Source organism: Brevibacillus sp. WF146, from assembly GCF_001673705.2.
Classification (GTDB): domain Bacteria; phylum Bacillota; class Bacilli; order Brevibacillales; family Brevibacillaceae; genus Brevibacillus; species Brevibacillus thermoruber.
Genome location: NZ_CP109943.1, coordinates 2,500,342 through 2,524,747, shown reverse-complemented (window position 1 = coordinate 2,524,747; position 24,406 = coordinate 2,500,342). Strand labels below are relative to the sequence as shown.

Annotated in this window: 20 protein-coding genes and 1 pseudogene; 18 read left to right on the top strand and 3 right to left on the bottom strand. The window is 61.2% G+C overall.

The window, feature by feature from the left end; translation table 11 throughout:
* Nucleotides 1-11: 11 nt before the first annotated feature.
* The 9 genes and pseudogenes from A6764_RS12505 to A6764_RS12460 all read left to right on the top strand — a co-directional run bounded on the left by A6764_RS12505 (nucleotide 12) and on the right by A6764_RS12460 (nucleotide 8,685).
* The gene (locus A6764_RS12505) at nucleotides 12-1,634 is read left to right on the top strand and encodes an amidohydrolase (protein WP_065066348.1); all 1,623 of its coding nucleotides are present in this window, start codon (nucleotides 12-14) and stop codon (nucleotides 1,632-1,634) included.
* Complete coding sequence (locus A6764_RS12500; protein ID WP_264622246.1) at nucleotides 1,631-2,890, top strand: M20 family metallo-hydrolase; 1,260 nt, start codon at nucleotides 1,631-1,633, stop codon at nucleotides 2,888-2,890. The genes A6764_RS12505 and A6764_RS12500 overlap by 4 nt, the downstream gene beginning before the upstream one ends.
* A 216-nt stretch (nucleotides 2,891-3,106) precedes the next feature.
* Nucleotides 3,107-3,964, top strand: a complete 858-nt coding sequence (locus tag A6764_RS12495) for a carbon-nitrogen hydrolase family protein (protein WP_029099696.1) — start codon at nucleotides 3,107-3,109, stop codon at nucleotides 3,962-3,964.
* A gap of 17 nt (nucleotides 3,965-3,981) precedes the next feature.
* The gene (locus tag A6764_RS12490; protein WP_044898507.1) at nucleotides 3,982-4,668 is read left to right on the top strand and encodes a GNAT family N-acetyltransferase; all 687 of its coding nucleotides are present in this window, start codon (nucleotides 3,982-3,984) and stop codon (nucleotides 4,666-4,668) included.
* A gap of 25 nt (nucleotides 4,669-4,693) precedes the next feature.
* Nucleotides 4,694-5,365 carry a GNAT family acetyltransferase gene (locus tag A6764_RS12485; RefSeq protein ID WP_065066351.1) on the top strand — a complete coding sequence of 224 codons (672 nt, stop codon included), beginning with the start codon at nucleotides 4,694-4,696 and terminating at the stop codon, nucleotides 5,363-5,365.
* A gap of 117 nt (nucleotides 5,366-5,482) precedes the next feature.
* Nucleotides 5,483-5,731 (top strand): hypothetical protein, encoded by a 249-nt coding sequence (locus tag A6764_RS12480; protein WP_029099699.1) that lies wholly within the window; start codon nucleotides 5,483-5,485, stop codon nucleotides 5,729-5,731.
* Nucleotides 5,728-6,624 (top strand): annotated as a pseudogene (locus A6764_RS22270) (sigma-54 interaction domain-containing protein); the annotation flags it as partial. The gene A6764_RS12480 and the pseudogene A6764_RS22270, both read left to right, overlap by 4 nt.
* 9 nt (nucleotides 6,625-6,633) lie before the next feature.
* Nucleotides 6,634-8,229 carry an acetate--CoA ligase gene (locus tag A6764_RS12465; protein ID WP_319800811.1) on the top strand — a complete coding sequence of 532 codons (1,596 nt, stop codon included), beginning with the start codon at nucleotides 6,634-6,636 and terminating at the stop codon, nucleotides 8,227-8,229.
* 45 nt (nucleotides 8,230-8,274) lie between these two features.
* Nucleotides 8,275-8,685 carry a transglycosylase domain-containing protein gene (locus A6764_RS12460; protein ID WP_065066352.1) on the top strand — a complete coding sequence of 137 codons (411 nt, stop codon included), beginning with the start codon at nucleotides 8,275-8,277 and terminating at the stop codon, nucleotides 8,683-8,685.
* Between the two features lie 53 nt (nucleotides 8,686-8,738).
* On the opposite strand, the gene xerS is transcribed toward A6764_RS12460, so the two are convergent.
* Nucleotides 8,739-9,926, bottom strand: coding sequence for a tyrosine recombinase XerS (xerS, locus tag A6764_RS12455; protein WP_083989716.1), 1,188 nt, complete (start codon nucleotides 9,924-9,926; stop codon nucleotides 8,739-8,741).
* A 172-nt stretch (nucleotides 9,927-10,098) separates the two neighbouring features.
* On the opposite strand from xerS, the gene A6764_RS12450 reads away from it, so the two are divergent.
* The 3 genes from A6764_RS12450 to A6764_RS12440 all read left to right on the top strand — a co-directional run bounded on the left by A6764_RS12450 (nucleotide 10,099) and on the right by A6764_RS12440 (nucleotide 14,013).
* Entirely contained in the window at nucleotides 10,099-11,487 is a 1,389-nt protein-coding gene (locus A6764_RS12450) for a sensor histidine kinase (protein WP_065066353.1), read from the top strand.
* Between the two features lie 373 nt (nucleotides 11,488-11,860).
* A complete protein-coding gene (locus A6764_RS12445) occupies nucleotides 11,861-13,054 on the top strand; it encodes a glycine C-acetyltransferase (protein ID WP_029099725.1) in 1,194 nt (397 codons plus the stop codon).
* Entirely contained in the window at nucleotides 13,051-14,013 is a 963-nt protein-coding gene (locus A6764_RS12440; RefSeq protein WP_029099726.1) for an L-threonine 3-dehydrogenase, read from the top strand. The genes A6764_RS12445 and A6764_RS12440 overlap by 4 nt, the downstream gene beginning before the upstream one ends.
* A gap of 214 nt (nucleotides 14,014-14,227) precedes the next feature.
* On the opposite strand, the gene A6764_RS12435 is transcribed toward A6764_RS12440, so the two are convergent.
* Nucleotides 14,228-15,829 carry an S-layer homology domain-containing protein gene (locus tag A6764_RS12435; protein ID WP_065066354.1) on the bottom strand — a complete coding sequence of 534 codons (1,602 nt, stop codon included), beginning with the start codon at nucleotides 15,827-15,829 and terminating at the stop codon, nucleotides 14,228-14,230.
* A 212-nt stretch (nucleotides 15,830-16,041) separates the two neighbouring features.
* Here A6764_RS12435 and A6764_RS12430 point away from each other — a divergent pair, with 212 nt between their 5' ends.
* The gene (locus A6764_RS12430; RefSeq protein WP_065066355.1) at nucleotides 16,042-17,025 is read left to right on the top strand and encodes a YpdA family putative bacillithiol disulfide reductase; all 984 of its coding nucleotides are present in this window, start codon (nucleotides 16,042-16,044) and stop codon (nucleotides 17,023-17,025) included.
* Nucleotides 17,026-17,101: 76 nt separating this feature from the next.
* Here A6764_RS12430 and A6764_RS12425 read toward each other — a convergent pair whose 3' ends face one another.
* On the bottom strand, nucleotides 17,102-17,440 hold the full coding sequence (locus A6764_RS12425; protein WP_029099729.1) for a histidine triad nucleotide-binding protein: 339 nt from the start codon (nucleotides 17,438-17,440) through the stop codon (nucleotides 17,102-17,104).
* 319 nt (nucleotides 17,441-17,759) lie between these two features.
* Here A6764_RS12425 and fdhF point away from each other — a divergent pair, with 319 nt between their 5' ends.
* The 5 genes from fdhF (at nucleotide 17,760) to A6764_RS12400 (ending at nucleotide 24,357) form a co-directional block, all read left to right on the top strand.
* Entirely contained in the window at nucleotides 17,760-20,717 is a 2,958-nt protein-coding gene (fdhF, locus tag A6764_RS12420) for a formate dehydrogenase subunit alpha (RefSeq protein WP_065066356.1), read from the top strand.
* Nucleotides 20,717-21,196, top strand: a complete 480-nt coding sequence (locus tag A6764_RS12415) for a helical membrane plugin domain-containing protein (protein WP_035297668.1) — start codon at nucleotides 20,717-20,719, stop codon at nucleotides 21,194-21,196. The genes fdhF and A6764_RS12415 overlap by 1 nt, the downstream gene beginning before the upstream one ends.
* Before the next feature lie 32 nt (nucleotides 21,197-21,228).
* Entirely contained in the window at nucleotides 21,229-21,639 is a 411-nt protein-coding gene (locus A6764_RS12410; protein ID WP_065066357.1) for a Na-translocating system protein MpsC family protein, read from the top strand.
* Nucleotides 21,640-21,896: 257 nt separating this feature from the next.
* Nucleotides 21,897-23,579 carry a multicopper oxidase family protein gene (locus A6764_RS12405; RefSeq protein WP_083989717.1) on the top strand — a complete coding sequence of 561 codons (1,683 nt, stop codon included), beginning with the start codon at nucleotides 21,897-21,899 and terminating at the stop codon, nucleotides 23,577-23,579.
* An 85-nt stretch (nucleotides 23,580-23,664) separates the two neighbouring features.
* Complete coding sequence (locus tag A6764_RS12400) at nucleotides 23,665-24,357, top strand: response regulator transcription factor (protein ID WP_065066359.1); 693 nt, start codon at nucleotides 23,665-23,667, stop codon at nucleotides 24,355-24,357.
* The last annotated feature ends 49 nt before the right edge of the window (nucleotides 24,358-24,406 follow it).

Sequence of the window (24,406 nt, the reverse complement as noted above, 5' to 3'; positions counted from 1 at the left end):
GAGGACACGACATGGCTGACATCGTTTTTCTGAACGGACAGGTAGTGACGGCAGACCCGCAAAACCGCGTGGCGGAAGCGGTGGCGGTGAGCGGAAACCGGATCGCCGCCGTGGGCGGAAACGAAGAGATGCGCCGCCACGTGCACGAGGGCACGCGCGTGATCGATCTGGAAGGCAGGAGCCTCCTGCCCGGATTCATCGACGCCCACCTGCACATCACCCTCTACGGCACGAACAAATTGGGGGTGGACTGCAAGGCGGCGGGCATCGACTCGGTGGACGGCCTGCTGGAGGCGTTGAAGCGGCAGGCTGAGCGGACGCCGGCGGGATCGTGGGTGCGCGCCTCCGGATTTGACGAAAACTGGATGAAGGAACGGCGTTACCCCACCAGGCGGGAACTGGACGAGGTGTCGACGGAACATCCCATTTTCGTGATGCGGACCTGCGCCCATCACTCCGTCGTCAACAGCCGGGCGCTCGCCTTGGCCGGGTTTGACGAACGCACGCCCGATCCGCAGGGGGGACGGCTTGACCGGGACGAGACGGGGGCGCTGACGGGACTTTTGGTGGAGACGGCGCACATGAAGATGTTTGAAACGGCAGCATTCAGCCAGGAAGAGTACCGGAGAGCCCTGCGCCTGGCTTCGGACGACTTTGTGGCGGCGGGCATCACCAGTGTGCACGACGCGGGCGGATACGGGCCGGACAACCTGCGGGCGATGCAGAAAGCGGTGCGGGGCGGCGACGTCAAAGTCCGGATCTACGCGATGATCTGCGCGCTGAACGAGTCAGACGCCTTCGTCCGCCGCATGATGGAGGCGGGTGTCGTGACAGGGCTGGGAGACGAGCGCTTTCGGATCGGCCCGGCCAAAGTGTTCGCGGACGGAGCCAGCATCGCAGCGACGATGGCGATGCGGCAGCCGTACGACAGTCGTCCCGGCGACTGCGGAATCCTCTACTACAACCGGGACGAGCTGCATACGATTTTGGGAGAAGCGCATGCAAAAGGGTTCCAGATTACCGCCCACGCGCAGGGGGACCGGGCCATCGACATGCTGCTCGACTGCATCGAGGACGCGCTGCGCAAACATCCGCGGGACAACCACCGCCACCGCATCGAGCACGCCGGCGTCTCCGCCCCCGACCTGGTCGAGCGGATGGCCCGTCTCGGCGTCGTGCCGATACCCAATCCCGCCTTTCTCTACGAGTACGGCGACGGCTACGTCCGGAGCATCGGCGATCGGGTCGGCCACATGTATCCCGTCGGCGACTTTTTCCAAAGCGGCATCGTGTCGGCAGGGGCGTCGGACTGCCCGGTGACGGATTTTTCGCCGCTGTTGGGCATCCACGCCGCCGTCAACCGCAGGAGCAAAAGCGGCCGGGTCGTGGGGGACCGTCAGCGGATCGGGGTGATGGAGGCGATCCGCCTGTTCACCGTAAACGGCGCCTATGCCAGCTTTGAAGAGGACATCAAAGGCAGCATCGAAGCGGGCAAACTGGCCGATCTGGTCGTCTTGAACGGACGGATTCTCGACGCGGCGCCGGAGCGGATCAAGGACCTGCATGTGGAGCTCACCATGATCGACGGGGAGATCGTCTACCAAAAACAGGGCAGGGAGGTCATGAAGGGATGAATACCGAGGCAGGATCGCTTGCGATCAACCGCGAACGGCTGCAGCAGCGGATCGACGCATTGGCGCGGATCGGCAAAATCGGGGAGACGGGGGTGTGCCGACTGGCGCTGTCCCCCGAGGACCGGGCGGGCGTGGAACTGGTCAAACGCTGGATGGAAGAGGCGGGACTCACGACGCGGATCGACCACTTCGGCAACCTGATCGGGCGGCTGGAGGGAAGACAGCCGGATGCGCCGGTGCTGATGATCGGCTCGCACATCGACTCCCAGCCGTACGGCGGCCGTTTTGACGGCACGATCGGCGTGCTCGGCGGGCTGGAGGCGGTGCAGACGATGATCGAGACCGGCTTTCGGCCGGATCGGCCGGTTGAGGTGGTCGCGTTTTGCGATGAAGAAGGCTGCCGGTTTCAAAAGGGGCTGTTCGGCTCTCGCGGCATCCTCGGGCAGTTGGAGCCCGAAGAGTTGGAACGTACGGACAAAAACGGCATCTCGCGCAGACAGGCCTTGATCGACTTTGGCTGTGACCCGGAGCGGCTAGCCGACTCCGTCTATCCGGCCGGGGCGATCGGGGCGTATCTGGAACTGCACATTGAACAGGGACCGGTGCTGGACCAGGCGGGGCAGCCCGTCGGCATCGTCACCGGCATCTCCGGACCGCTCTGGTGGACCGTGGAATTTGCCGGCTTTGCCGGTCACGCCGGCTCCGTGCCGATGACGATGCGGCGCGACGCTCTTTTGGGGGCCGCCAAGGTGATTGCCGCCCTCAACGAGATTGCCGGTCAGGACCCGAACGCCCCCACGGTCGGAACGGTCGGCCATCTGGAGGTCTTTCCCGACTCGCGCAACATCATCCCGGAGCGGGTCCGGTTCAGCATCGACCTGCGCGACATCGACCTCGACCGGCGAAACCGGCGGGAGGCGGAACTGCGCGAGGCGATCGAACGGGCCGCGGTCGAAGGCGGACTCACGTACACGATCACCGAGGACACGAACAGCGAGCCGCGCTACTGCGCCGAGTGGATCAAGGCAGTGATGCGGGAGGAGAGCGGACGGATGGGCCTCACGCCGCCCGAGCTGATGAGCGGCCCGTTCCACGACGCCCTGGCGCTTTCCTACGCCTGCGAGTACGGGATGATTTTCGTCCGCTGCAAGGACGGCATCAGCCACAACCCGCAGGAGTATGCCTCCCCCGAAGACATCGCGCTCGGCACCGAACTGTTGTACCGCACTGCCACGCGGGTGGCCGCGCTGGGGTAGGCGGCAGCGGTCGCCGGCTGTCATGGGTTTCGGCAAATAGCAGTTCTACCATCAGCGCCAATTACCATTTGTCTGCACGGCCGTCTGTCCCGGTACAGACGGCCGTGAGCCGTGTTCTGGATTCCCGCAGCGAAAAGTGCAGCTACAGGAAGACTTTGGCCCGCTTTTTTGCTATAGTTTAGCTATCATGAATTTCACAAGGAGGAAGTCGTCTACATGAAGATGCGCGTTTCCGCGGTGCAGTATCACCTGCATACCATACAAAGCTTTGACGAATTTGCCCGCCAGGTGGAGCACTACGTGAAAACGGCGGAGGAGTACGAAACGGAGTTCCTGCTGTTTCCGGAGCTGTTCACCACCCAACTGATGTCGATCGGCGACGGCAAAGGCAGCGCGCTGCCCATTACCGCCCTGCCATCTTTTACGGAGGACTACGTCAACCTGTTCTCCACGCTGGCCGCCCGGCACGGCATGCACATCATCGGCGGCACCCACATCATTGAAGAAAACGGCCGGCTCTACAACACGGCCTTCCTCTTTTACCCGGACGGACGTGTCGGCCGTCAGAAAAAGGTCCACATCACCCCGTGGGAAATCAAGGGATGGAACATGGGCGCGGGAGACGGCCTGGAGATTTTCGAGACGGACAAAGGGAAAATCGCCATGATCATCTGCTACGACATCGAGTTTCCCGAACTGGTGCGGATGGCCAAGGCGCGCGGCGCCGACGTCATCTTCTGTCCGTCGTGCACCGACGATCGGCACGCGTTCCACCGCGTCCGCTACACCAGCCACGCCCGCACCATTGAAAATCAGGTGTACGTTGTCGTAACCGGCACCGTCGGCTCGCTGCCCACGGTCGATTTCATGCGGGCCAACTTCGGGCAGGCGGCCGTGCTGACGCCCAACGACGTGCCGTTCCCGCCGCGCGGCGTCCTGGCCGAAGGGGAGATCAACCACGACATGATCGTCACCGCCGACCTGGATCTGCAGCTCCTGTACGACGTGCGGGAAAAAGGCTCCGTCACCACCTGGCGCGACCGCCGCATCGACCTGTATCCCGATTGGAAGTAAAGCGGGGAGGGAGAGCCATGTACCGCAAAGAGCTGTACGTCTTTGATCAGGACAAGCCGGTAAAGGCGGTCATCCGCAATTACACGCGGGACGACTTTGCCGAGCTGATCCGGATCCAGCAGGAGAGCTTTCCGCCGCCGTTTCCCTCGGAACTGTGGTGGAACGAAGAGCAGCTGACCAACCACGTCACGCTGTTTCCCGAAGGAGCCGTCTGCGTCGAGGTGGACGGCGTCCTCGCCGGCTCCATCACCGGCCTGCTGGTCACGTTTGATCCGGCCCACCCGGACCACACCTGGGAGGAAGTGACCGACAGCGGCTACATTCGCAACCACGATCCCAACGGCGACACCCTGTACATCGTGGACATCTGCATCCGTCCGTCCCACCGCAAGCTGGGGCTGGGCAAATGGATGATGCAGGCGATGTACGAACTGGTAGTCCACAAGGGGCTGAAGCGCCTGTTGGGCGGCGGCCGCATGCCCGGCTACGGCCGGTACGCCGACCAGATGACGGCGGAAGCGTACCTGGAAAAGGTGGTGGCGGGGGAATTGAAGGACCCGGTCGTGACGTTTCTGATGCGCTGCGGCCGCACGCCCCTGAAAGTGGTGGCCAACTACCTGGAAGACGAAGAATCGCGCAATTACGCCGCGCTGATGGAGTGGAAAAACCCCTTTTTCCGCCACGAGACGGAAGCGCGCCCATGAACCATTGGCTAGGAGGAATTGTTCCGTGCAGTACATTCGCATTCAAAGCATTGACGACCCCTTGTTTGCCCGCATGCACCGCCTGATGCAGGAGGTGTTCCCGCCGGAAGAGGTGCTGGCGTTCGACCTGTGGAAGGAACCGCTGGAAGACCCGGGCATCCGCGTGTTTGTAGCCGTCCACGAAGGAGAGGTCGTGGGAGCGACCGAGTACCGCTACTACGCAGACCTGAACGTGGCCATGACTGACTTTACGATTATCGGCCGGGAGGGGCTCGGCATCGGACGTTTTCTCGCGCGTGAACGGCAAAAAGACCTGAACGCCCTCGCTGCGGCCAACGGCAAGCAGTTGTACGGCATGTTCGCGGAGATTTACGATCCGTATCGCGTCGAGGATCACGTGTTTGGCGGGATCAAGCCGATGGACCCGTTCGTGCGGCGGGAAGTGCTGTCCCATCTCGGGTACAAGCGGATTGACTTCCCGTACGTCCATCCTTCCTGGCAAAATGACGGCGAGGCCGTCACCGGTCTCGACCTGTGCTTCCTGCCAACCGACGAGGACCAGGACAGCCTGGAAGCCGACCTGATCGTCACCTTCCTCACCCGCTACTACGCCGTCCTGCCGCAAAAGCCGCAGGCGTGGGTGGAGATGGTGGAGCGGCTGTCCGGGTTGGACCGCGTCGCCCTTCGCCCGATCTGACGGGAAGCTGTCGGCCGTCCGCAAAACTCCTGTGAAGCCTGGGACGCTTCACGGGAGTTTTTTGCACCGGTACGAAATAAATCCGCTCGTACGTGCGGGAAAAAGGAGAGACGGGAATTGAATGCGCACAATCTGGCCGCCATTCTGCTGTACGTGGCTGTGCTCTTCCATCTGCTCGGGATGAGCGGGTGGGTGGTCCCCGAGATGGTGCAGCCGATTCAGTTGGCCACGCTGGGCTTGATGCTGGCGGCGCTGGTGTCCCTCAGGAAGAAGAAGCGCAGGACCAAACGGCGGACGGTGCGAAAACCGCCCGCAGAAGCAAACGCCCTGGTGGAACGGGCGCAGGAGGGGGATTCGGCGAAGTGAACAGCAGCATCCACATCCAGGCCATTTTGGACGCGTCGCATGACGGCATCATCGCCGTCGACCGGGATTCCACCGTCATCTGGGTGAACAAGAACGCGATCGAAATCCTCGGCCTCCCCGCCGACATCGTCGGAGAGAAGATCACCCGCTACATTCCGAATTCCGACATGCTGCGCATCCTGGCGACCGGCAAAAAGGAGATCGGCGACATCGCCACCGTGCTCAACAGGCAGATCATCATCAACCGCCTGCCGATCGTCGTGGACGGTGAGATCGTGGGAGCCGTCTCCACGTTCAAGGAGATCACCGACATTCAAAAAATGGAAATGCGCATCCGCAAGCACTGCATGGAGAGCGGCCTGGAGGCCAAATACCGGCTGGAAGACATCGTCGGCCGCTCGGCGGCGATCCGCGAGGCCAAAGCGTGGGCGGCCACCTTCGGGAAGACGGAGGCGACCGTGCTGATCACGGGCGAGACCGGGACGGGAAAGGAGCTGTTTGCGCAGGGTATCCACCTGGGCAGCCAACGGGCGGCCGGCCCCTTCATCGCCGTCAACTGCGCCGCTCTGCCCGGCAACCTCCTGGAAAGCGAGCTGTTCGGCTACGAGGACGGGGCGTTCACCGGAGCGCGCAGGGGAGGCAAGCCCGGGCTGTTCGAACTGGCCCACGGCGGCACCTTGTTCCTGGACGAAATCGGGGAACTGTCGCTGCCGATCCAGGCGCTCTTGCTTCGCGTGCTGCAGGAGAAAAAGGTGAGACGAATCGGAGGAGAGCGCATCGTGCCCGTCGACGTGCGGATCATCGCGGCCACCAACCGCGATCTGGAGCAGCAGATCGCATCCGGCCAGTTTCGCTCCGATCTGTACTACCGGCTGAACGTGCTGACATTGGAACTGCCTCCTCTGCGGGAACGGAAAGAGGACATCCCCGACCTGGTCTGGTCAATCATTCACGAGGTAGGCGAGCGGGGAGACAAACGGATCAGGGACGTCGATCCGGCGATCTTTGCCCTGCTGCAGCGGCACGACTGGCCCGGCAACGTGCGGGAACTGCGCCGTTTTTCCAACCGGATCGCCAACGGATTGCAGTCGCTCGGGATTTCCCGGGGGGACAAGGTCCTGGTGCTCGTCCCGCGAGGCAAGGAAGCGTACGGGCTGTACCTGGGGCTGCTCAAGCTGGGGGCGGTGATCATCCCCGGTTCCGAGATGCTGCGCGGCAGAGATATCGAATATCGCGTCAATCACGCGCCGGCCAAGGCCGTGATCGGCTTTGACGGCATTGTGGAGGAAGTGGACGGGATTCGCGGCCAATGTCCGTCGCTGCAAGCCTTTCTCACCATTGGCGGGGCGCGCGAAGGCTGGATTGCCCTGACTGAACTGTTGGGCGAGCAATCCGATGAATTCGTCTGCGCCGATACGCGTTCGGACGAGCTGGCCTTTTTGTCGTACACGTCGGGCACCACCGGCGGTCCCAAGGGCGTGATGCACGTGCACGGCTGGCCGTATGCCCACCTGGAAGTCGCCGGCAAGCTGTGGCTGGATGTGCGTGAAGAGGACCTCGTATGGGCGACCGCCGGACCCGGCTGGGCCAAATGGGTGTGGAGCCCGTTCGTCTCCACGCTGGGCATGGGCGCGACCGCATTCGTGTACAAGGGACGCTTCGACCCGCTCGCGTATCTCGCGCTGATGCAGCAGTACCCCATTACCGTCCTCTGTGCCACGCCGACCGAGTATCGGCTGATGGCCAAAGTCTCCGGTCTGGAACAATACAAGCTGCAGGCGCTGCGCACGGCATGCTCCGCCGGCGAACCGCTCAACCGGGAAGTGATCGACACCTTCCGCCGGGTCTTTTCCATCACCGTGCGCGACGGATACGGCCAGACGGAAAACACGCTCCTGATCGGGACGTTTGCCGGCATGGATCCCAAGCCCGGCTCGATGGGCCGCCCCTCTCCCGTCGTCCGCGTGGCCATCGTCGACGAAGAGGGGAACGAGCTGCCCCAGGGCGAAGTGGGGGACATCGCCATCGACCGCGGGATGATCGCCCTGTTCAAGGGCTATCTGAACGATCCGGAGCGCACGGCCCGGGCGTTTCGCGGCAATTGGTACGTCACCGGCGACCAGGGACGCATGGACGAGGACGGCTACATTTGGTTCGAAGGCCGCTCCGACGACATCATCATCTCCGGCGGATACACGATCGGTCCGTTTGAAGTGGAGGACGCCCTGGTCAAGCATCCGGCGGTGGCGGAATGCGCCGCAGTCGCCAGTCCGGACCCCGAACGGGGCCACGTCGTCAAGGCGTTCGTCGTGCTGAAACAGGGAGCCGCGCCGTCCGATGCGCTGGTCAGCGAGCTGCAGGAACATGTCAAGAAACTGACCGCCCCCTATAAATACCCGCGCAAGATCGAATTCGTCGCTGACCTGCCCAAGACCACGTCCGGCAAAATCCGCCGCGTCGAGCTTCGGCAGAGGGAAAGCAACCAGATGCGCACGTGACAGCGGCCGCACATCCATCCACCCGCAGCAGGTCCGAAAGCCAGCATGGCCGGACCTGTTTTGCGTTGTTGCGTTCTGCGCAAGCTGAAGGAGATCGCCGTCGCCGCCGAGTTGGAGCGGCGCTACAGCAAGCGGGACCTGCTGGAGATGTACCTCAACGTGATCTACTTCGGCCAGGGCCGTTACGGGATCGGCAGTGCGGCCGACCTGTACTTTGGCAAAGGCGGCGAAAAGGGAATCCGAACGCTCACCGTGGGAGAGGCCGCCCTCTTGGCGTCACTGCCCAAGGCGCCGGAAGCGTACTCCCCGCTCAAGCATTGGGAGAAGGCCAGGCAGCGTCAGCAGGTTGTGCTGGAGCGGATGGCCGCCCTGCACATGATCAGCGAAACGGAGAAGAACAAGGCCATCTCCGAACCCATCTCGCTGAACAGGCAGGCGCAGTCTGCCGCTTACTGAGAATGGGGGCCATCTGCATAACGCCGTAGACCGGGGACGTTTCCCGGCTTTTTTTATGTAGGAGCCCCGGGGGGTTCGTCCATCGGATCGTGCGCCTCTTTCGGTTCGGGGGAGACGGCGCCCAACGTGCGGGTCGTCCGGTTGACCGCTTCGCTCAAGGCATCCTCCAGCACATGGGCGTACTGCATCGTCGTTTCCAGCTTGGAGTGGCCCAACTGCGCCTGAAGCTGGTGCGGATCGGGGTTAAGCCGGAGAAACTGGGTGGCAAAACTGTGCCGCAGCTTGTGAACGGACAGGTCGGGAATGCCAAACGCCTGGGCGTATTTCTTCACCAGCTTCTGCACGGAGCGCACCTCGATCCGGTGGCCGTGCGGTTTGGTGGGAGAGACGGCGAGAAACACCGCCTGTTCCCCCTCGGCCGGGCGATACTTGCTCCTCACCTGCAGGTAGCGCTGCAGGTACTCCTTTCCCCAGTCGCTGAAAAACGGCGCATCTTCCTTTTTCCCTTTGCGCACCATTTTGAGCTGGTTTTTTTCCAGCACCACGTCCGACAGGTTGAGGTTGACGATTTCCGAAACGCGAAACCCACCGGACAGGATCAGGGCGATGATCGCCGCGTCCCGATCGCGGTTCTGGTAATGGTACTGCTGTTTTTTGGTGGTCGTGCAGTGGGCCAGATACCCGTTGTAGACAAAGTCGACGAACTGGTGAATCTCCCCGTCGATCAAAATCTTGGCGCGCATGGCGTGAGCGCGGGCGAGCGGCGTGAGTTCGTCCGCCTCCACCTCGATTTTGGCCATGACGTTGCGGGTGAGGTAGGATTCGCCGTTTTCGTCTTCCGCCAACGATGCCAAATAGTGGAACAGCGACTTCAGGCTGGAGATCTTTCGCTTGATCGTCTGGTCGCTGTACTCCCGGCGGGAGCTGCGCGTGGGCTTGTCCAGCAGGGCGGCCCGCTCGTAGAGGTGGGATTCCTGCAGGTAGAGGATGTAGCTCTCCACGGTCTCCTTTTTCAAGTCGTTCAGCGCTTGCAGCGGAATCTCCTTCATCTCCGCTGCGTCGGTCAAGCCCTCGGCCATCATCCAGCGAAAAAAGAAGGCGAAGTCGCGCAAATACCCCAACAGCGTGGAAGGGGAGTGTTTTTTCGCCTTCTTGTGCTCCACAAACTTTTCCACGTACCAGGGGAACGACGGGATGGTCTGCAGGAGCTGCAGAGCGTCACGCTGCTTGGTCACGGACATGTTCACACCACCATTCTCTCCTTCAATGTTGCCAAGACCAATGATACCGAACATATATTCTAGCAAAAAGGCGAATGGTTGAGAATCCGCCTTTTTGCTAGACTGTAACCGAACAGGAAGAGGGGTCGCCTGGTACGCGCGGGCGGACACAGCAAGGAACGGGGAGATGGACATGAAGCGGATCTGGATGAAACTGGCGCTGGCGTTCATGGCGGTCGGGGCGAGCGGCATACTGATGTCCGCCCTGTTTTCCATAAAAGAAATGGAGATTCATTTTTCCATGTACGTGGACGAAGTGCGGGAACAGCAGCACCGCGACCTCGTCGCCGCCGCCAGGGAAGCCTACAGCATGGACAACGGATGGGGAAAGAGCGCGGATGTTCAGTTGGACGCCGTCTCCCACGTCCTGGGCGTGGAGGTGCTGTTGTACGACCGCGAACAGCGCCTGATCAAACGCTACGGCAACCATCCGTTGTTCCGGCAGGCCGACGCGGTGGAAAAACTGCCCGTGACGTTGGACGGACACGTCGTCGGCTATCTCGCCGTCCGCCGCTATGAGGAGTCTCCGATGCGCGGCGTGGAGGCCCATTTCCGTCAGGCGCACGCGAGCGCCATGTTGTGGACGATGCTGGTCCTGCTGGGCCTGGTCGTGCTGGTCAGCGTCAGCGTGGCCCGGACGATGACCAGACCGCTCGTGCGCATCAGCCGGGCGGCGCTGGATGCGGCGAGAGGGAAGCTGTCCGTGCGCGTGCCGCCGGTGCGGGGAAACGACGAACTGGCCGACCTGGTCGGCTCGTTTAACCACCTGATCGCCAGTCTGGAGCGGCAGGAGGAACTGCGCAAACGGCTCACGTCCGACATCGCCCACGAGCTGCGGACGCCGCTCAATACTCTGCTGGCGCAGACGGAAGGCATGATCGACGGCGTTTGGGAAGCGTCGCCGGAGCACCTGGAAGCGACGCGGGCCGAAGTGCTGCGGCTCATCCGGCTGGTCAGCGATCTGGATCAGGCGATCCGGGCGGAGTCGGGCGTTTTGGAGATGGAGAGCAGACCGCTGGACCTGAGCGACGTGGCGGAAACGACCGCCGATTCGATGAGCGCTGCGTTTGCGAAAAAAGGGGTGGCGCTGGAGAAGCGCCTGAGGACTCGGGCGATGATCGCAGGCGACCGGCAGCGGCTGGGCCAGGTGTTTGCCAACCTGCTGTCCAATGCCCTGAAGCATACGCCGCCGGGGGGACGGGTGAGCATCGAGGTACACAAGTCCGGAGATGACGTCCATGCCGTCGTGAAGGACAGCGGCAGCGGGATTTCGGCTGAGGACCTGCCGCATGTGTTCGAACGATTTTACCGGGGAGACCGCTCCCGCAACCGCGAACGGGGCGGCGCGGGTCTGGGGCTGACGATCGTGAAAGGCATCGTCGAAGCCCATCGGGGAGAGATCCGCATCGACAGCGAACCGGGGGCGGGGACGACGGTGACGATTCGCTTTCCGACCTTGCCCCATGCGGATCGCGGGGGTGACGGGCAGGACAGCGAATCAAACGGGAACGGAAGAGCGTGAAGGGGATGGCCGCCTGGGCGCTGAAGTGTGTTTGCCAATCGGAGTGCGCCAGGTCGCAGCGGAAACCGCAGCCCGATTCGGCAGCAGCCGGTCGGGGCAGCGGTTTTTTGCTTGCCCGAAAAGACTAAATGTGCCGCGGGCAGGGAATGGTAAGCATGCTGCACCGACATGATACCGCTTTCTTTGTTGTCTTTGCCATATGGACATTTTGTGAAAACGATGATATGTTTGTAGGAAAGAGTATTGATTTATTGCTTTTTCCAAACGGATGATACGTCTTTTCCACGAGGACATTTGTACATCGGATTGCGACTTTTCTGGTGAAATCGGATGGTCCGTCGCGGAAAGGTGATTTGGTCGGGAGGGATCTATCTTGGCAAGCAAAGTGTTGGAACAGTTTCTTCACGAGAATTTGGCCGACTTGAAAAGCAAAGGGTTGTACAACGTGATCGACCCCCTGCAAAGCGCAAACGGCCCTGTCATTACCATCGCCGGAAAAGAACTGATCAACCTGTCGTCCAACAACTATCTGGGGTTGGCCACGGACCAGCGCTTGATCGACGCCGCGGTCAAGGCGGCCCAAACGTACGGCGTCGGCGCAGGTGCGGTGCGGACGATCAACGGCACGCTGGAGCTGCACGTCCGGCTGGAAGAAAAGCTGGCCGCTTTCAAGCACACAGAAGCCGCCATCGCCTATCAATCCGGTTTTAACTGCAACATGGCCGCAATCTCCGCCGTCATGGACAAGGACGACGCGATCCTGTCCGACGAACTGAACCACGCGTCCATTATTGACGGCTGCCGGCTGTCCAAGGCGCAGATCATCCGGTTCAACCACTCCGACATCGACGACCTGCGGGCCAAGGCCAAGGAAGCGAAAGAATCGGGCAAATACAAAAAGATCATGGTGATCACCGACGGTGTCTTCTCCATGGACGGCGATATTGCCAAGCTGCCGGAAATCGTCGAGGTGGCGGAAGAGTTCGACCTGATCACCTACGTCGACGACGCGCACGGCTCCGGGGTTCTCGGCAACGGCGCGGGCACGGTCAAGCATTTCGGCCTGTCGGATAAGATCGACTTCCAGATCGGGACACTCTCCAAGGCGATCGGCGTGGTCGGCGGATACGTTGCGGGCCGCAAGGAACTGATCGACTGGCTGAAGGTGCGCTCTCGACCGTTCCTGTTCTCCACGGCGCTGACACCGGCAGACGTGGCGGCCTGCATCGCTGCCATCGACATCCTGCAAAACAGCACGGAACTGCAGGATCGCCTGTGGGAAAACGGCAACTACCTGAAGAACGGCCTGAAAGCGCTGGGCTTCGACATCGGGCACAGCGAGACGCCGATCACCCCCTGCATCATCGGCGACGAACAGCAGACCCAGGAATTCAGCAGACGGCTGTATGAAGCGGGCGTCTACGCGAAAGCGATCGTCTTCCCGACGGTGCCGAGAGGAACGGGGCGGGTGCGCAACATGCCGACGGCCGCCCACACGAAAGAAATGCTTGACCGCGCGTTGGACATCTACGAAAAAGTGGGCAAGGAAATGGGGATTTTGCAATGAAAAGGATACTGATTACCGGGGCCCTGGGACAAATCGGCTCCGAACTCACCATGAAACTGCGCGACGTCTACGGAGCAGACAACGTCATCGCCACCGACATCCGACAGCCGGAGGACAACCCGGTGGTGCAGTCCGGCCCGTTCGCCATCCTGGACGTGATGGATGCCAAGGCCATGTTTGAGCTGGCCCGCACGCACAAGGTGGATACGATCATCCACCTGGCCGCGCTGCTCTCTGCCACGGCGGAGGCCAAGCCGCTCCTGGCCTGGAACCTCAACATGGGCGGGCTGGTCAACGCGCTGGAGGTGGCCCGCGAGCTGAACTGCCAGTTCTTTACGCCCAGCTCCATCGGCGCGTTCGGCCCGACCACGCCGAAAGACAACACGCCGCAGGACACCATTCAGCGGCCGACGACCATGTACGGCGTGAACAAGGTGTCCGGCGAGCTGCTGTGCGACTACTACTTCCACAAGTTTGGCGTCGACACCCGCGGCGTCCGTTTTCCCGGACTGATCTCGTACGTCACGCCGCCGGGCGGGGGCACGACCGACTACGCGGTGGAGATTTACTACGAAGCGATCCGCCGCGGCTCCTATACCTCCTACATCGCCAAGGGGACGTACATGGACATGATGTACATGCCGGACGCGTTGAACGCGATCATTGCGCTGATGGAGGCCGATCCGGCCAAACTGAAGCACCGCAACGCGTTTAACGTCACGGCGATGAGCGTGGAGCCGGAACAGATCGCCGCCGCGATCCGCAAGCACATGCCCGAATTTACGCTGGACTATCAGGTGGACCCGGTGCGCCAGGCGATCGCGGAAAGTTGGCCCAACTCCATCGACGCGTCCGCTGCCCGGGAAGAGTGGGGCTTCAAGGCGGAGTACGATCTGGAGAAGATGACCGAAGACATGCTGGCCAAGCTGCGCGGCAAGCTGCTTCAGGAAATCGGCTGAGCGAGAGGCGTGGGCGTGTGATCGCGACGAGCTGCATGACGAGTGGATGTTTGCAGTGGGATACGGCCATCTGCCTCATTGCCTGACGGAGAAAGAAAAAAGGACAATCTTTCCGATAAAAAACAGCGGCTGTCCGATTCACGGACAGCCGCTTTTCCTGCTGCTTGCTTTTCGTTCTCCATTGAATTTCAACCGGGCGCGGTTCCCTTTGCCGTTACAAGCGGACGTTGTCTCTGACCTGCTGCAGGGTAAACGCGTTGGACACCGCTGTCCAGATATCCGGGACCGGCGCCCCCACGTACCAAAACGCGAACCCGGCCACCGGCCAGTTCAGACTGGTCTCCAGTTTTCGTCCGATGGAACGGCTCTCTTCCATCCAGATGGAGTGCGAAACGCCGTTTTTCCGATAGCTGGCGCGGTACTGACCGAGCGATGGGTCCCAGCGGACGCTCGCGCCGCTGCCGGCGGCCAGCCGGTAGGATTCGGGAATCGTCAGGTCGGTGGAGAGCCATTTTCCGTTCGCCTGATACCAATCACGCGTGTAGAGCGGCAAACCCACGATCAGCTTCCCGGCCGGGACCCGTCCAATCAGTCCCGAGATGCTGTCGGCCAGCCACGGGAGGGAGGAGACGGAACCGGCTTTCGGACCGCTGCTCCAATGCTCTTCATACCCCATCAGCACCAGGTAATCGGCATGTTGGGCCAATGCTGCATAGTCGTAGGGATCGCTCCAGTCACTGCGCAAATCGCGCGGCACGTCGACGGAGACGACCGCTCCCTTTGCATGCAGGGCGGCCGAGAGTTCGCGGACAAACGCAGTGAAGGCGTTCCGGTCATTCGGATCCATGTTTTCAAAGTCGATGTTAATCCCGTCCAGTTGGTACTTCTCGACGAGCGCGGCCAGCTTGTCCACAATGGCGTCCCGCTTGGCCGGGGCCGACAGGGCCTCGTGTGTCGCCTTCGCGTCAAAGCGGTTGCCGAACAGCGCCCACACCCGCTTCCCTTTTTCGTGTGCCCACTGGACGAGGGCAGGATCGGCGGAATCGGATACGGACCCGTCCGGATCCAGAAAGAACCAGCGGGGCGAGAGCGTGTTGACCTCAGAGCCGTTCACCAGGTTAAGAAATTCCTGGGTAGTCGACTGGTACTGCCAGCCGAGGACGACGGGGGGCTTCGCCGGTTGTTTGTCCAGACGCGACAGCATCCGGTGCAGGATGACGGCCGTTTCTTCCCTGCTGAGCGGGTCAGTTGGGCGGAAGTACCCCGCGTAGCCGACCAGCAGCTCGGTCTTGAGCGCTTCGCTGACGTACGGTTGGGCCCACGCCGATATCCGGGAGGAATCGGCGACGGGGAGGCTCGCCGTCCCGCTGGGCTTTGTGCCCAACGCCCGCATGATGATGACGGCCGCTTCCTGGCGGGTGAGCGTCCGATTCGGCGCGAAGGTCGTCACGCTGGTGCCGTTGACGATGCCCAAGGCGGCGGAAGCCTGCACGTCGCCGTAGGCCCAGGCGTATTTCGGCACGTCCGTGTAGGCCTGAATCTGGCTGGAGACGGGGCGGATTCCCAGCGTGCGGTTCAGCAACGCGACGAACTCCGCCCGTTTGACGGGCTGGTGGGGGTGGAAAAAGCCGTCGGGGTCGCCGACAATCACGCCGGCCTGAACCAGCGACAGGATCTGCTCTTCCGCATAGCTGTCGGAAATATCCCGCAGCGGCATGGTTTTGGCCGTCGACGCGGGCACCGCGACGGTCAGGAACAGGAGGGAAACGATCCACAGAAAAGATAGACATGTCATATGTACGTTTGTTTTTCGCATAGATGTACTCTCTCAAATTGTCAATGTTTTTGCGCGAGACCAGTCACATCCAGTGTAAAGGGAACCATTCGCACTTTCATCGCTTAATTTCTGGAAGTAGAATGAAATCATGAAAATTCGATGCACATTCCGGTCTTTTCTCTGTGAACGGGTATGGTATCATGGAAATACGCCTGCCAGAACGTGAGGAAGGAAAAGGAAGGAACGAGGATATGGAACAGGTGATCATCATCGGAGCCGGACCGTGCGGATTGGCGGCGGCGGTGGAATGCAAGCGGGCGGGGATCGACCCGCTGCTGATCGAAAAAGGGCCGCTGGTCAATTCCATCTACCGGTATCCGACGTACATGATTTTTCACAGCACGCCGGAGCTGCTGGAGATCGGCGACATTCCGTTTACCACGGCCAATGAAAAGCCGACCAGACTGGAAGCGCTCAACTACTACCGGTTGGTGGCGTCCCGAAACGACCTGCGCGTCCGCTGCTACGAGACCGTGACGGCGGCGGAGCGGACGGAGGACGGGTTTCGACTGACGACCGTCGACCGGTTTCAGGCGGTGAAGACGTATGAGTGCCGCCGCTTGATCATCGCCACCGGCTATTTTGACAACCCCAACCGGTTGGGCGTGCCGGGCGAGAATCTGCCAAAAGTCTCGTCGTTTTACAAGGAAGCCCACCCGTATAGCGGGATGAAAGTGGCGGTCGTCGGCGGCAACAACTCGGCGGTGGACGCCGCCCTGGAGCTGGAGCGGGCGGGAGCCGACGTGACCGTGATTTGCCGCAAGCCGCAACTGTCCGACCACGTCAAGGCGTGGACGCGCCCCGTGTTTGAAAGCATGGCGCAGAAAGGGCGGATTCGCATTCTCTACGAAGCGACCGTTCAGGCCATCACGGAGCGGGAAGTGCTGGTGCGGCAAGGGGAAAAAACGCTCACGCTGGAAAACGACTTCGTCTTCTCGCTGATCGGGTTCCGGCCCGACCGGTCACTGCTGCACGCCCTGGGAGGGAAGACCGACCCCGAAAGCGGCGTGCCCGTACACGATCCCGAGACGATGGAGACCAATGTTCCCGGTCTCTACATCGCCGGCGTGATCGCCTCCGGCCACCATGCCAACGCCATCTTCATCGAGAACGGCCGCTTTCACGGCAAGCTGATCGCCCGCCACCTGGCCGGTCAGCTCCGATCCGAGGGGTGAGCGAAAAAAGACAACGCGCCCTTGCAGCGAAGGGCGAACGTTGTCTTTTTCTTTCGTCTCGACGGTCTTTGGCCGCTTACATCGTCCACTGAAGCTGACGGCCGCCGATCACGTGGTAGTGGATGTGAAAAACGGTCTGCTGGCCGTGCTTGCCGACGTTGGTGACGACGCGGAATCCGTCCTGGCTCACGCCGGTCAGCTCGGCCACCTTTTGCAGCCCCAGGTGCAGGTGGCCGATCAGCTCCTTGTCTTCCGGCTGAATCTCCATCAGCGAGGTGATGTGTTTCTTCGGGATGACCACCACATGCACCGGCGCGATCGGATTGATGTCGTGAAACGCCAGGATGCGATCGTCCTCGTATACCTTTTTCGATGGCAGCTCTCCCTTTACGATCTTGCAAAAAATGCAGTCCATTGCGGCATCCTTCCTTTTTATCGGGTTTCTCCTACGGATGACATTCGCCATAAATATGCCGTTTCCTGTCGGGAGGAGACCGCGTGTAAGCGTTTTTACCTTGCAATATTCCCCCATTTGGTTATAATGAAAGTGGGAAGTTCATCGATGCTTGCGGGAATGCACACATTTCTGGCACATCCTGGCTTCTCATCTTTTTATGGCGGGATTGATAACTGGTACGAAAATGCTAAGTATTAACCCACCATAAAACAGCTTGAGCGCTTTTTTGCAGGCGCGGGTTGTTTTATGGTGGGTTTTTTGCTGCAGAGGAGGAACCATGGAACAGAAAACAGTGCGATTTCAATTGAACGGTGAGGTCCACGAGGCCAAAGAAGGAACCCGCATCCTGGACTACATGCTGGAGAACGGGATCGAACATCCGCACATCTGTTATTCGCCGGTGTTGGGGCCGATTCAGAGCTGCGACACCTGTATGTGCGAGATCGACGGCAAGATCATGCGCGCCTGCTCCACGACGATCACGGAAGGCATGAACATCCAGAGCGCATCCGCCCGTGCCCGCGCCGCCCAGCTGGAAGCGATGGACCGGGTGCTGGAAAACCACATGCTGTACTGCACGGTGTGCGACAACAACAACGGAAACTGCCGCGTGCACAACACCACGGAACTCCTGCACGTGGAGCATCAGAGCCGTCCGTTCCGGGAAAAAGGGTACGAAGTGGACATGTCCCACCCGTTTTACCGCTACGATCCCAACCAGTGCATTCTGTGCGGACGCTGCGTCGAGGTGTGTCAGGACCTGCAGGTGAACGAAACGCTGACCATCGACTGGGCGCGGGATATGCCGCGGGTCATCTGGGACGACGACAAGCCGATCAACGAGTCGTCCTGCGTCTCGTGCGGCCAGTGCGTCACCGTATGCCCGTGCAACGCGCTGATGGAGAAGTCGATGCTGGGCGAAGCGGGATTCATGACCGGCCTGGACAAAGACCTGCTCAATCCGATGATCGATCTGGTCAAGGAAGTGGAGCCGGGCTATGGCAGCATCATGGCCATTTCCGAAATCGAAGCGGCCATGCGCGAGACCCGCACGAAGAAGACCAAGACGGTCTGCACGTTCTGCGGGGTGGGCTGTACGTTTGAAGTGTGGACGAAAGGACGCCAGATTTTGAAAATTGAACCGACGGAAGACGCGCCGGTCAACAGCGTCTCCACGTGCGTCAAAGGCAAGTTCGGCTGGGATTTTGTCAACAGCGACCAGCGCCTGACCACGCCGCTGATCCGCAGAGGGGACGAATTCGTTCCGGCGAGCTGGGACGAGGCTCTCACGCTGATCGCCGAGAAGATGGGAGCGATCAAGCAAACGTATGGCGGCAGCGCGCTCGGCTTCATCAGTTCGTCCAAGACGACCAACGAGGAAGCGTACCTGATGCAGAAGCTGGCCCGTCAGGTATTTGAAACCAACAACGTGGACAACTGTGCCCGTTACTGTCAGACGCCAGCTTCAGACGGGCTGATGAACACGGTGGGTATTGGCGGTGACTCCGGCACGATCAAGGACATCGCATCCGCTGGATTGGTGATCATTGTCGGAGCCAACCCGGCAGAGGGGCACCCGGTGCTTGCGACCCGCATCAAACGGGCGAAGAAGCTGCACGGCCAGAAACTGATCGTCTCCGATCTGCGCAAGCATGAGATGGCGGAACGCTCCGACCTGTTCCTGCATCCGCGGCAGGGGACGGACTTCGTCTGGATCACCGCTGTGGCCAAGTACATCATCGACCAGGGCTGGCACGACGAAGCCTTTATCAAGGCCCGCGTGAACAACTACGAAGAGTTCCAGGCGCATGTGGAAAAATACACGCTGGACTATGCGGAAGAGGTGACCGGCATCCCGAAGGAGCAGCTCATCAAAGCCGCCACGATGATTCACGAAGCGGACGGCACGTGCGTGCTGTGGGGAATGGGCGTGACGCAGAACATCGCCGGATCGCACACCTCCATGGCGATCGCCAACCTGCTTTTGATCACCGGCAACTTCGGCCGTCCGGGCGCGGGCGCGTATCCGCTGCGCGGCCACAACAACGTGCAGGGCACCTGCGACATGGGGGCGCTGCCCAGCTTCCTGCCGGGATATCAGAGCGTCAAAGATGACGTGGCCCGGAAGCGGTTTGAACACGCATACGGCGTCGCCATTTCCAGCGAGCCGGGTCTGACCAGCATTCAAATGGTGGAAGCGATCGGAAAAGGCACGCTGAAAGCGATGTACGTGATGGGCGAAGACATGGCCTGGGTGGATTCCAACTCCAACCACGTCCAGGACATGCTGAGCCAACTGGAGTTCTTCGTCGTACAGGACGTCTTTTTCACCAAGACGGCCCAGTTTGCCGACGTGATTCTGCCGGCCGCGCCGTCTCTCGAAAAGGAAGGGACGTTTACCAATACGGAGCGCCGCATTCAGCGTCTGTACCAGGTGTTTGAACCGCTTGGGGAGTCCAAGCCGGACTGGTGGATCATTCAGGAAATTGCCAAGAGGATGGGCTTCGATTGGAACTACAGCCATCCGGGCGAAGTGATGGACGAAATCGCCTCGCTCACGCCGTTTTTCGCCGGCGTCTCCTACGATCGCCTGGAAGGCTGGAACAGCCTGGTGTGGCCGGTTCACCCGGATGGAACGGACGAACCGCTTCTCTACAAGGAGCGCTTCAACTTCCCGGACGGACGGGCGCGCTTGTCGCTGGTGGATTACGTGCCGCCGGTCGAATATCCGGCGGAATTTGACCTCGTCGTCAACAACGGCCGGATGCTGGAACATTTCCACGAGGGCAACTTGACGGACAAATCTTCAGGCATCAAGTACAAGGTGCCGGACGTCTTCGTCGAGGTGTCGCCGGAGCTGGCCCGCGAACGCGGCATCAAGGACGGCACGCTGGTCCGCCTGGTGTCCCCGTACGGCGCGATCAGGCTGCGGGCGGTGGTCACCGATCGCGTCCAAGGCAAGGAACTGTTTGTCCCGATGCACTCCGCCAGCCACGAAAACGCGATCAACATCCTGACCGGCAACGCCGTGGACGTGCGGACGCAGACCCCGGCCTACAAGCAGGCCAAGGTGCGCATGGAAATCCTCGAACGGGACGGGGAAAATCCGCTGCCGAGGTACAATCCGCGCTACGCCAAGCGCAACCCGCAGTTGGGCGTGCAGGTGGAACGCAAATGGGCGCGCAGCGACTACGAGCCCATCGCTGATGTCAATGTGGCAGGAGGTGCGCAATAATGGCGAAACCGACAACCAAGATCGTGCGTCCCGTGCTCACCGAAGCGGAAAAGCAGGCGCAGGCGCTGGAGCAGGTGAAACAGGATGCGGCGCAGCACGCGGAAGGCATCCGCGAAGCGCTGAAACTGCTGCAGGAACTGCACGACAGCGGGATCCTGGAGGCGCTGAAGTCGCTGCTCGAAGCCAAGGAAAAGGTGGCCAAGATCGCCGTGGGCCAACTGCTTCGCCCGCCCGTCACCAACTCGATCAACAACGCGATGGCGGTGGCCGAAGCCCTGTCGGAAATCGAGCCGGACATGACCAAAAAGCTGGTCGGCAGTCTGGTCCAAGGGCTGCAGCAGGCCAAGGAGGGGCTCGAACAGGACAGCAAAGTGGGCCTGTTCGATCTGGTCAGAGCGCTGCAGGACCCTGACATCAACCGGGCGATCGGCTTCGGCCTCAACCTGTTGAAAGGCATGGGGCAAGGATTGAAAGAATAGCGGCAAGAGCCGGCCGGAAACGTGGTGATTCGGTGACCAGACGTGTGGAACATGAATTCAGCATGCTCGTACGCGAGATTCGCAAGGAATACGTGGGCAGCGGCCCGCAGCAGATCCGGACGCGCTTTGTGGGCCAGTGGGCCATCACCGAGATGAACGGCAACTTGACCGACGTGGAGAAGTGGATGATCGACTCGAATGAGGGCCGGCGCATGATCCATGAGACGAGAACGAAAATGGTCAAAGACATTTACAAACATGCCGAGGTGGTCAAGAAACTGGAAACCCTGGTCAACGCGAAACTGGTGACCCTGTTTGCGGACATCAACCTGGAGAACGATGTCGCGATCACGGTGTTCGTGTTTGACCGGGACATCCAGTTCGGTACCCGTTCGTCCGCCCGTTCGCCGGCGTCCCGGCGAACGTCCGCGGGCTTCCCGTAATCCCGCTCTCCGGGAGAATGCGGCCGCGTCTGCATCCAGTCTGGATGTGGACGCGGCTTTTTTTTGTCCGTGCAACTTTTTGGGTGCGTACAATCAGCATGTCGGCCGCGCAGCGGCCTCGTCTGCTTATCCGCCGCCCTTTTGGGAAACGATGAGACAGGAAGAAGGCGGGCGTCTCCATAATCTCTTCACGATGTTTTGCTACCATCGGAACGGAGACAGAGCAGAAGGAGGAATTCACGGTGAAGCGAAAAATAATGCTCGGCGCGGCTGGAGCGGTCATTCTCGCCGCCCTGGCGGTTGGGGTTTTTCTCAACGGCAACGACAGCGGGACACGCGCGCATGCCCAATACATGGCAGAGCCCGTCGTCACGCAGGAAAACGGCAGGACCGTGCGCAGCTTTGAACTGGTTGCGAAGGAAGCGGACTGGCCGTTGTCCGCGGACAAAATGGTGCGCGTCTGGGCGTACAACGGCGTCGTCCCCGGAAGCCAGATCCGGGCAAAAGTGGGCGACGTCATTCGCGTCACACTGAAAAACGAGCTGGCGGAGCCCACCAGCATTCACTGGCACGGGTATCCGGTGCCCAACGGCATGGACGGCATCCCCGGCATTACGCAAAACGCGGTGAGACCGGGCGAGACGTTTACCTACGAGTTTGAAGCGACCGTCCCCGGCACGTACTGGTACCATTCCCACCAGGACAGCGCCAACCAGGTGGATCGCGGCCTGTACGGCACATTGGTGGTGGAGGAAAAAGAGGAGCAAGGGGTGCAGCGCGACTACACGCTGGTCCTGGACGAGTGGAACACGGCAGCGCTCCAGGGAGGCGGCACGGATCACGGCGGCATGAACCACGGCCAGTCGAACCCGGGCAGGGCGGACATGTCCAGCATGAGCCACGGCAATATGAATCACGGCAGCATGAGCGTCCCCCACGTGGATCACGGCCACATGGGCATGGCCAGCGGGAACGGCGGCACCATGTCCCACGGAACTCATGGAAGCGGCTCCGCTGCCGAAGGGACGCCGGGAACAGGGATGGCGCCGGGGGCTATGCACGACCGGATGATGCGGGAGATGTACACGACCTTTACCGTCAACGGCAAAAGCGGAGCGGCGATTGAACCGCTGGAAGTGGCCAAGGGGGAACGCGTCCGCCTGCGCTTTGTCAACGCCGGCTTCCAGAGCCATGTGATTCATCTGCACGGCCAGGAGTACGCCATCGTCAGCACCGACGGGCAGTCGATTCAGGAGCCGCCGATGGTCAAGGACCGCCCGTTCACAATCGCTCCCGGAGAGCGGTATGACGTGGAGTTTGTCGCCCATGCGGACAGCGACTGGGTCATCGAGAGCCATGACGAAAGCGACGCGGCCAGGCAAATGGTCATTCCCGTCAAGGTAAAAGGCGGGAAGGCCGACAGCCAAGCCGCAGCGGACACCGTCAAGGCGGAGCCTGTCGACATCGCCGGGTACGGCCAGGCGGGCGGCGGTGCGTTCGACCTGTCGATGACGTACGATGTGGAGTACCGGATGGAGCTGGGCGAAACCATGGGCAGGGACGGCATGGAGCCGCTCTTTACGATCAACGGCCGGACCTATCCGGACATCAAGCCGCTCCAGGTAAAACCGGGGGACAAGGTAAAAGTGACGCTGGTCAACAAGGGCTCTTCCGATCATCCGATGCACCTGCACGGCCACTTTTTCCAGGTGCTCAGCAGAAACGGAACGCCTCTGTCTGGTGCCCCGCTGATGAAGGATACGCTGAATGTGAAACCGGGCGAATCGTACGTGGTGGCGTTCGCAGCGGACAATCCCGGCGAGTGGATGTTCCACTGCCACGATCTGCACCACGCGGCAGCCGGCATGGTCTCCACCGTGCACTACGAAGGATCACCGAAATTCGTGGAAGATCCCGCTGTCGGCAACAACCCCCATTGAATCTCCGAGCGCGTCCCGGGGCACCGCCCTCTGGGGCGCGTCGGCTGTGAAAAGCTCACGACACCATCCGATGGAGGCAAACGTCATGGCGACCATCCTGATCGTGGACGATGAACCGCAGATTGTGGACATTCTCTCATCCTATCTGCAAAAAGACGGCTATCACGTGATCACCGCCGCGAATGGCAATGACGCGCTGGAGCTGGCTGCGGGCGGCCAGCTCGACCTGATCATCCTGGACCTGATGCTTCCTGATATCAGCGGGGAGGAGGTTTGCGGCCGCATTCGCCGCGAATCTCGCGTGCCGATCCTGATGCTGACGGCCAAAAGCGGCGAATCGGACCGGATCACCGGACTGGAGATCGGTGCCGACGACTACCTGGTCAAGCCGTTCAGCCCGCGGGAGCTGGTCGCGCGGGTTCGGGCCATCCTGCGCCGGGTGGGGGATTTTCAGTCGCTCACCGATCGGATCGAGATCGGGGACCTGGTTGTCTCCCTGCGGGAAAAGCGCGTGCAGAAACAGGGAGTGACCGTGGAGCTGACCCCCAGTGAATACCGGCTGTTGACCACGCTGATCCGCCATCCGGGGCGAACCTGGACGCGCGAGGAGCTGGTCGAGGAGGTGCTGGGAATGGATTTTGACGGGTACGACCGGACCATCGACACCCACGTGAAAAATCTGCGCCACAAACTGGAAGACGATCCCAAGCGGCCGGAATACATAAAAACCGTATACGGAGTGGGGTACCGATTTGACACGCCGGCCAAAGAGCGCTGAACCGGTGATCGGCCAGCCTCCTTTTTACCGTTCCCGACGACGAGACCGG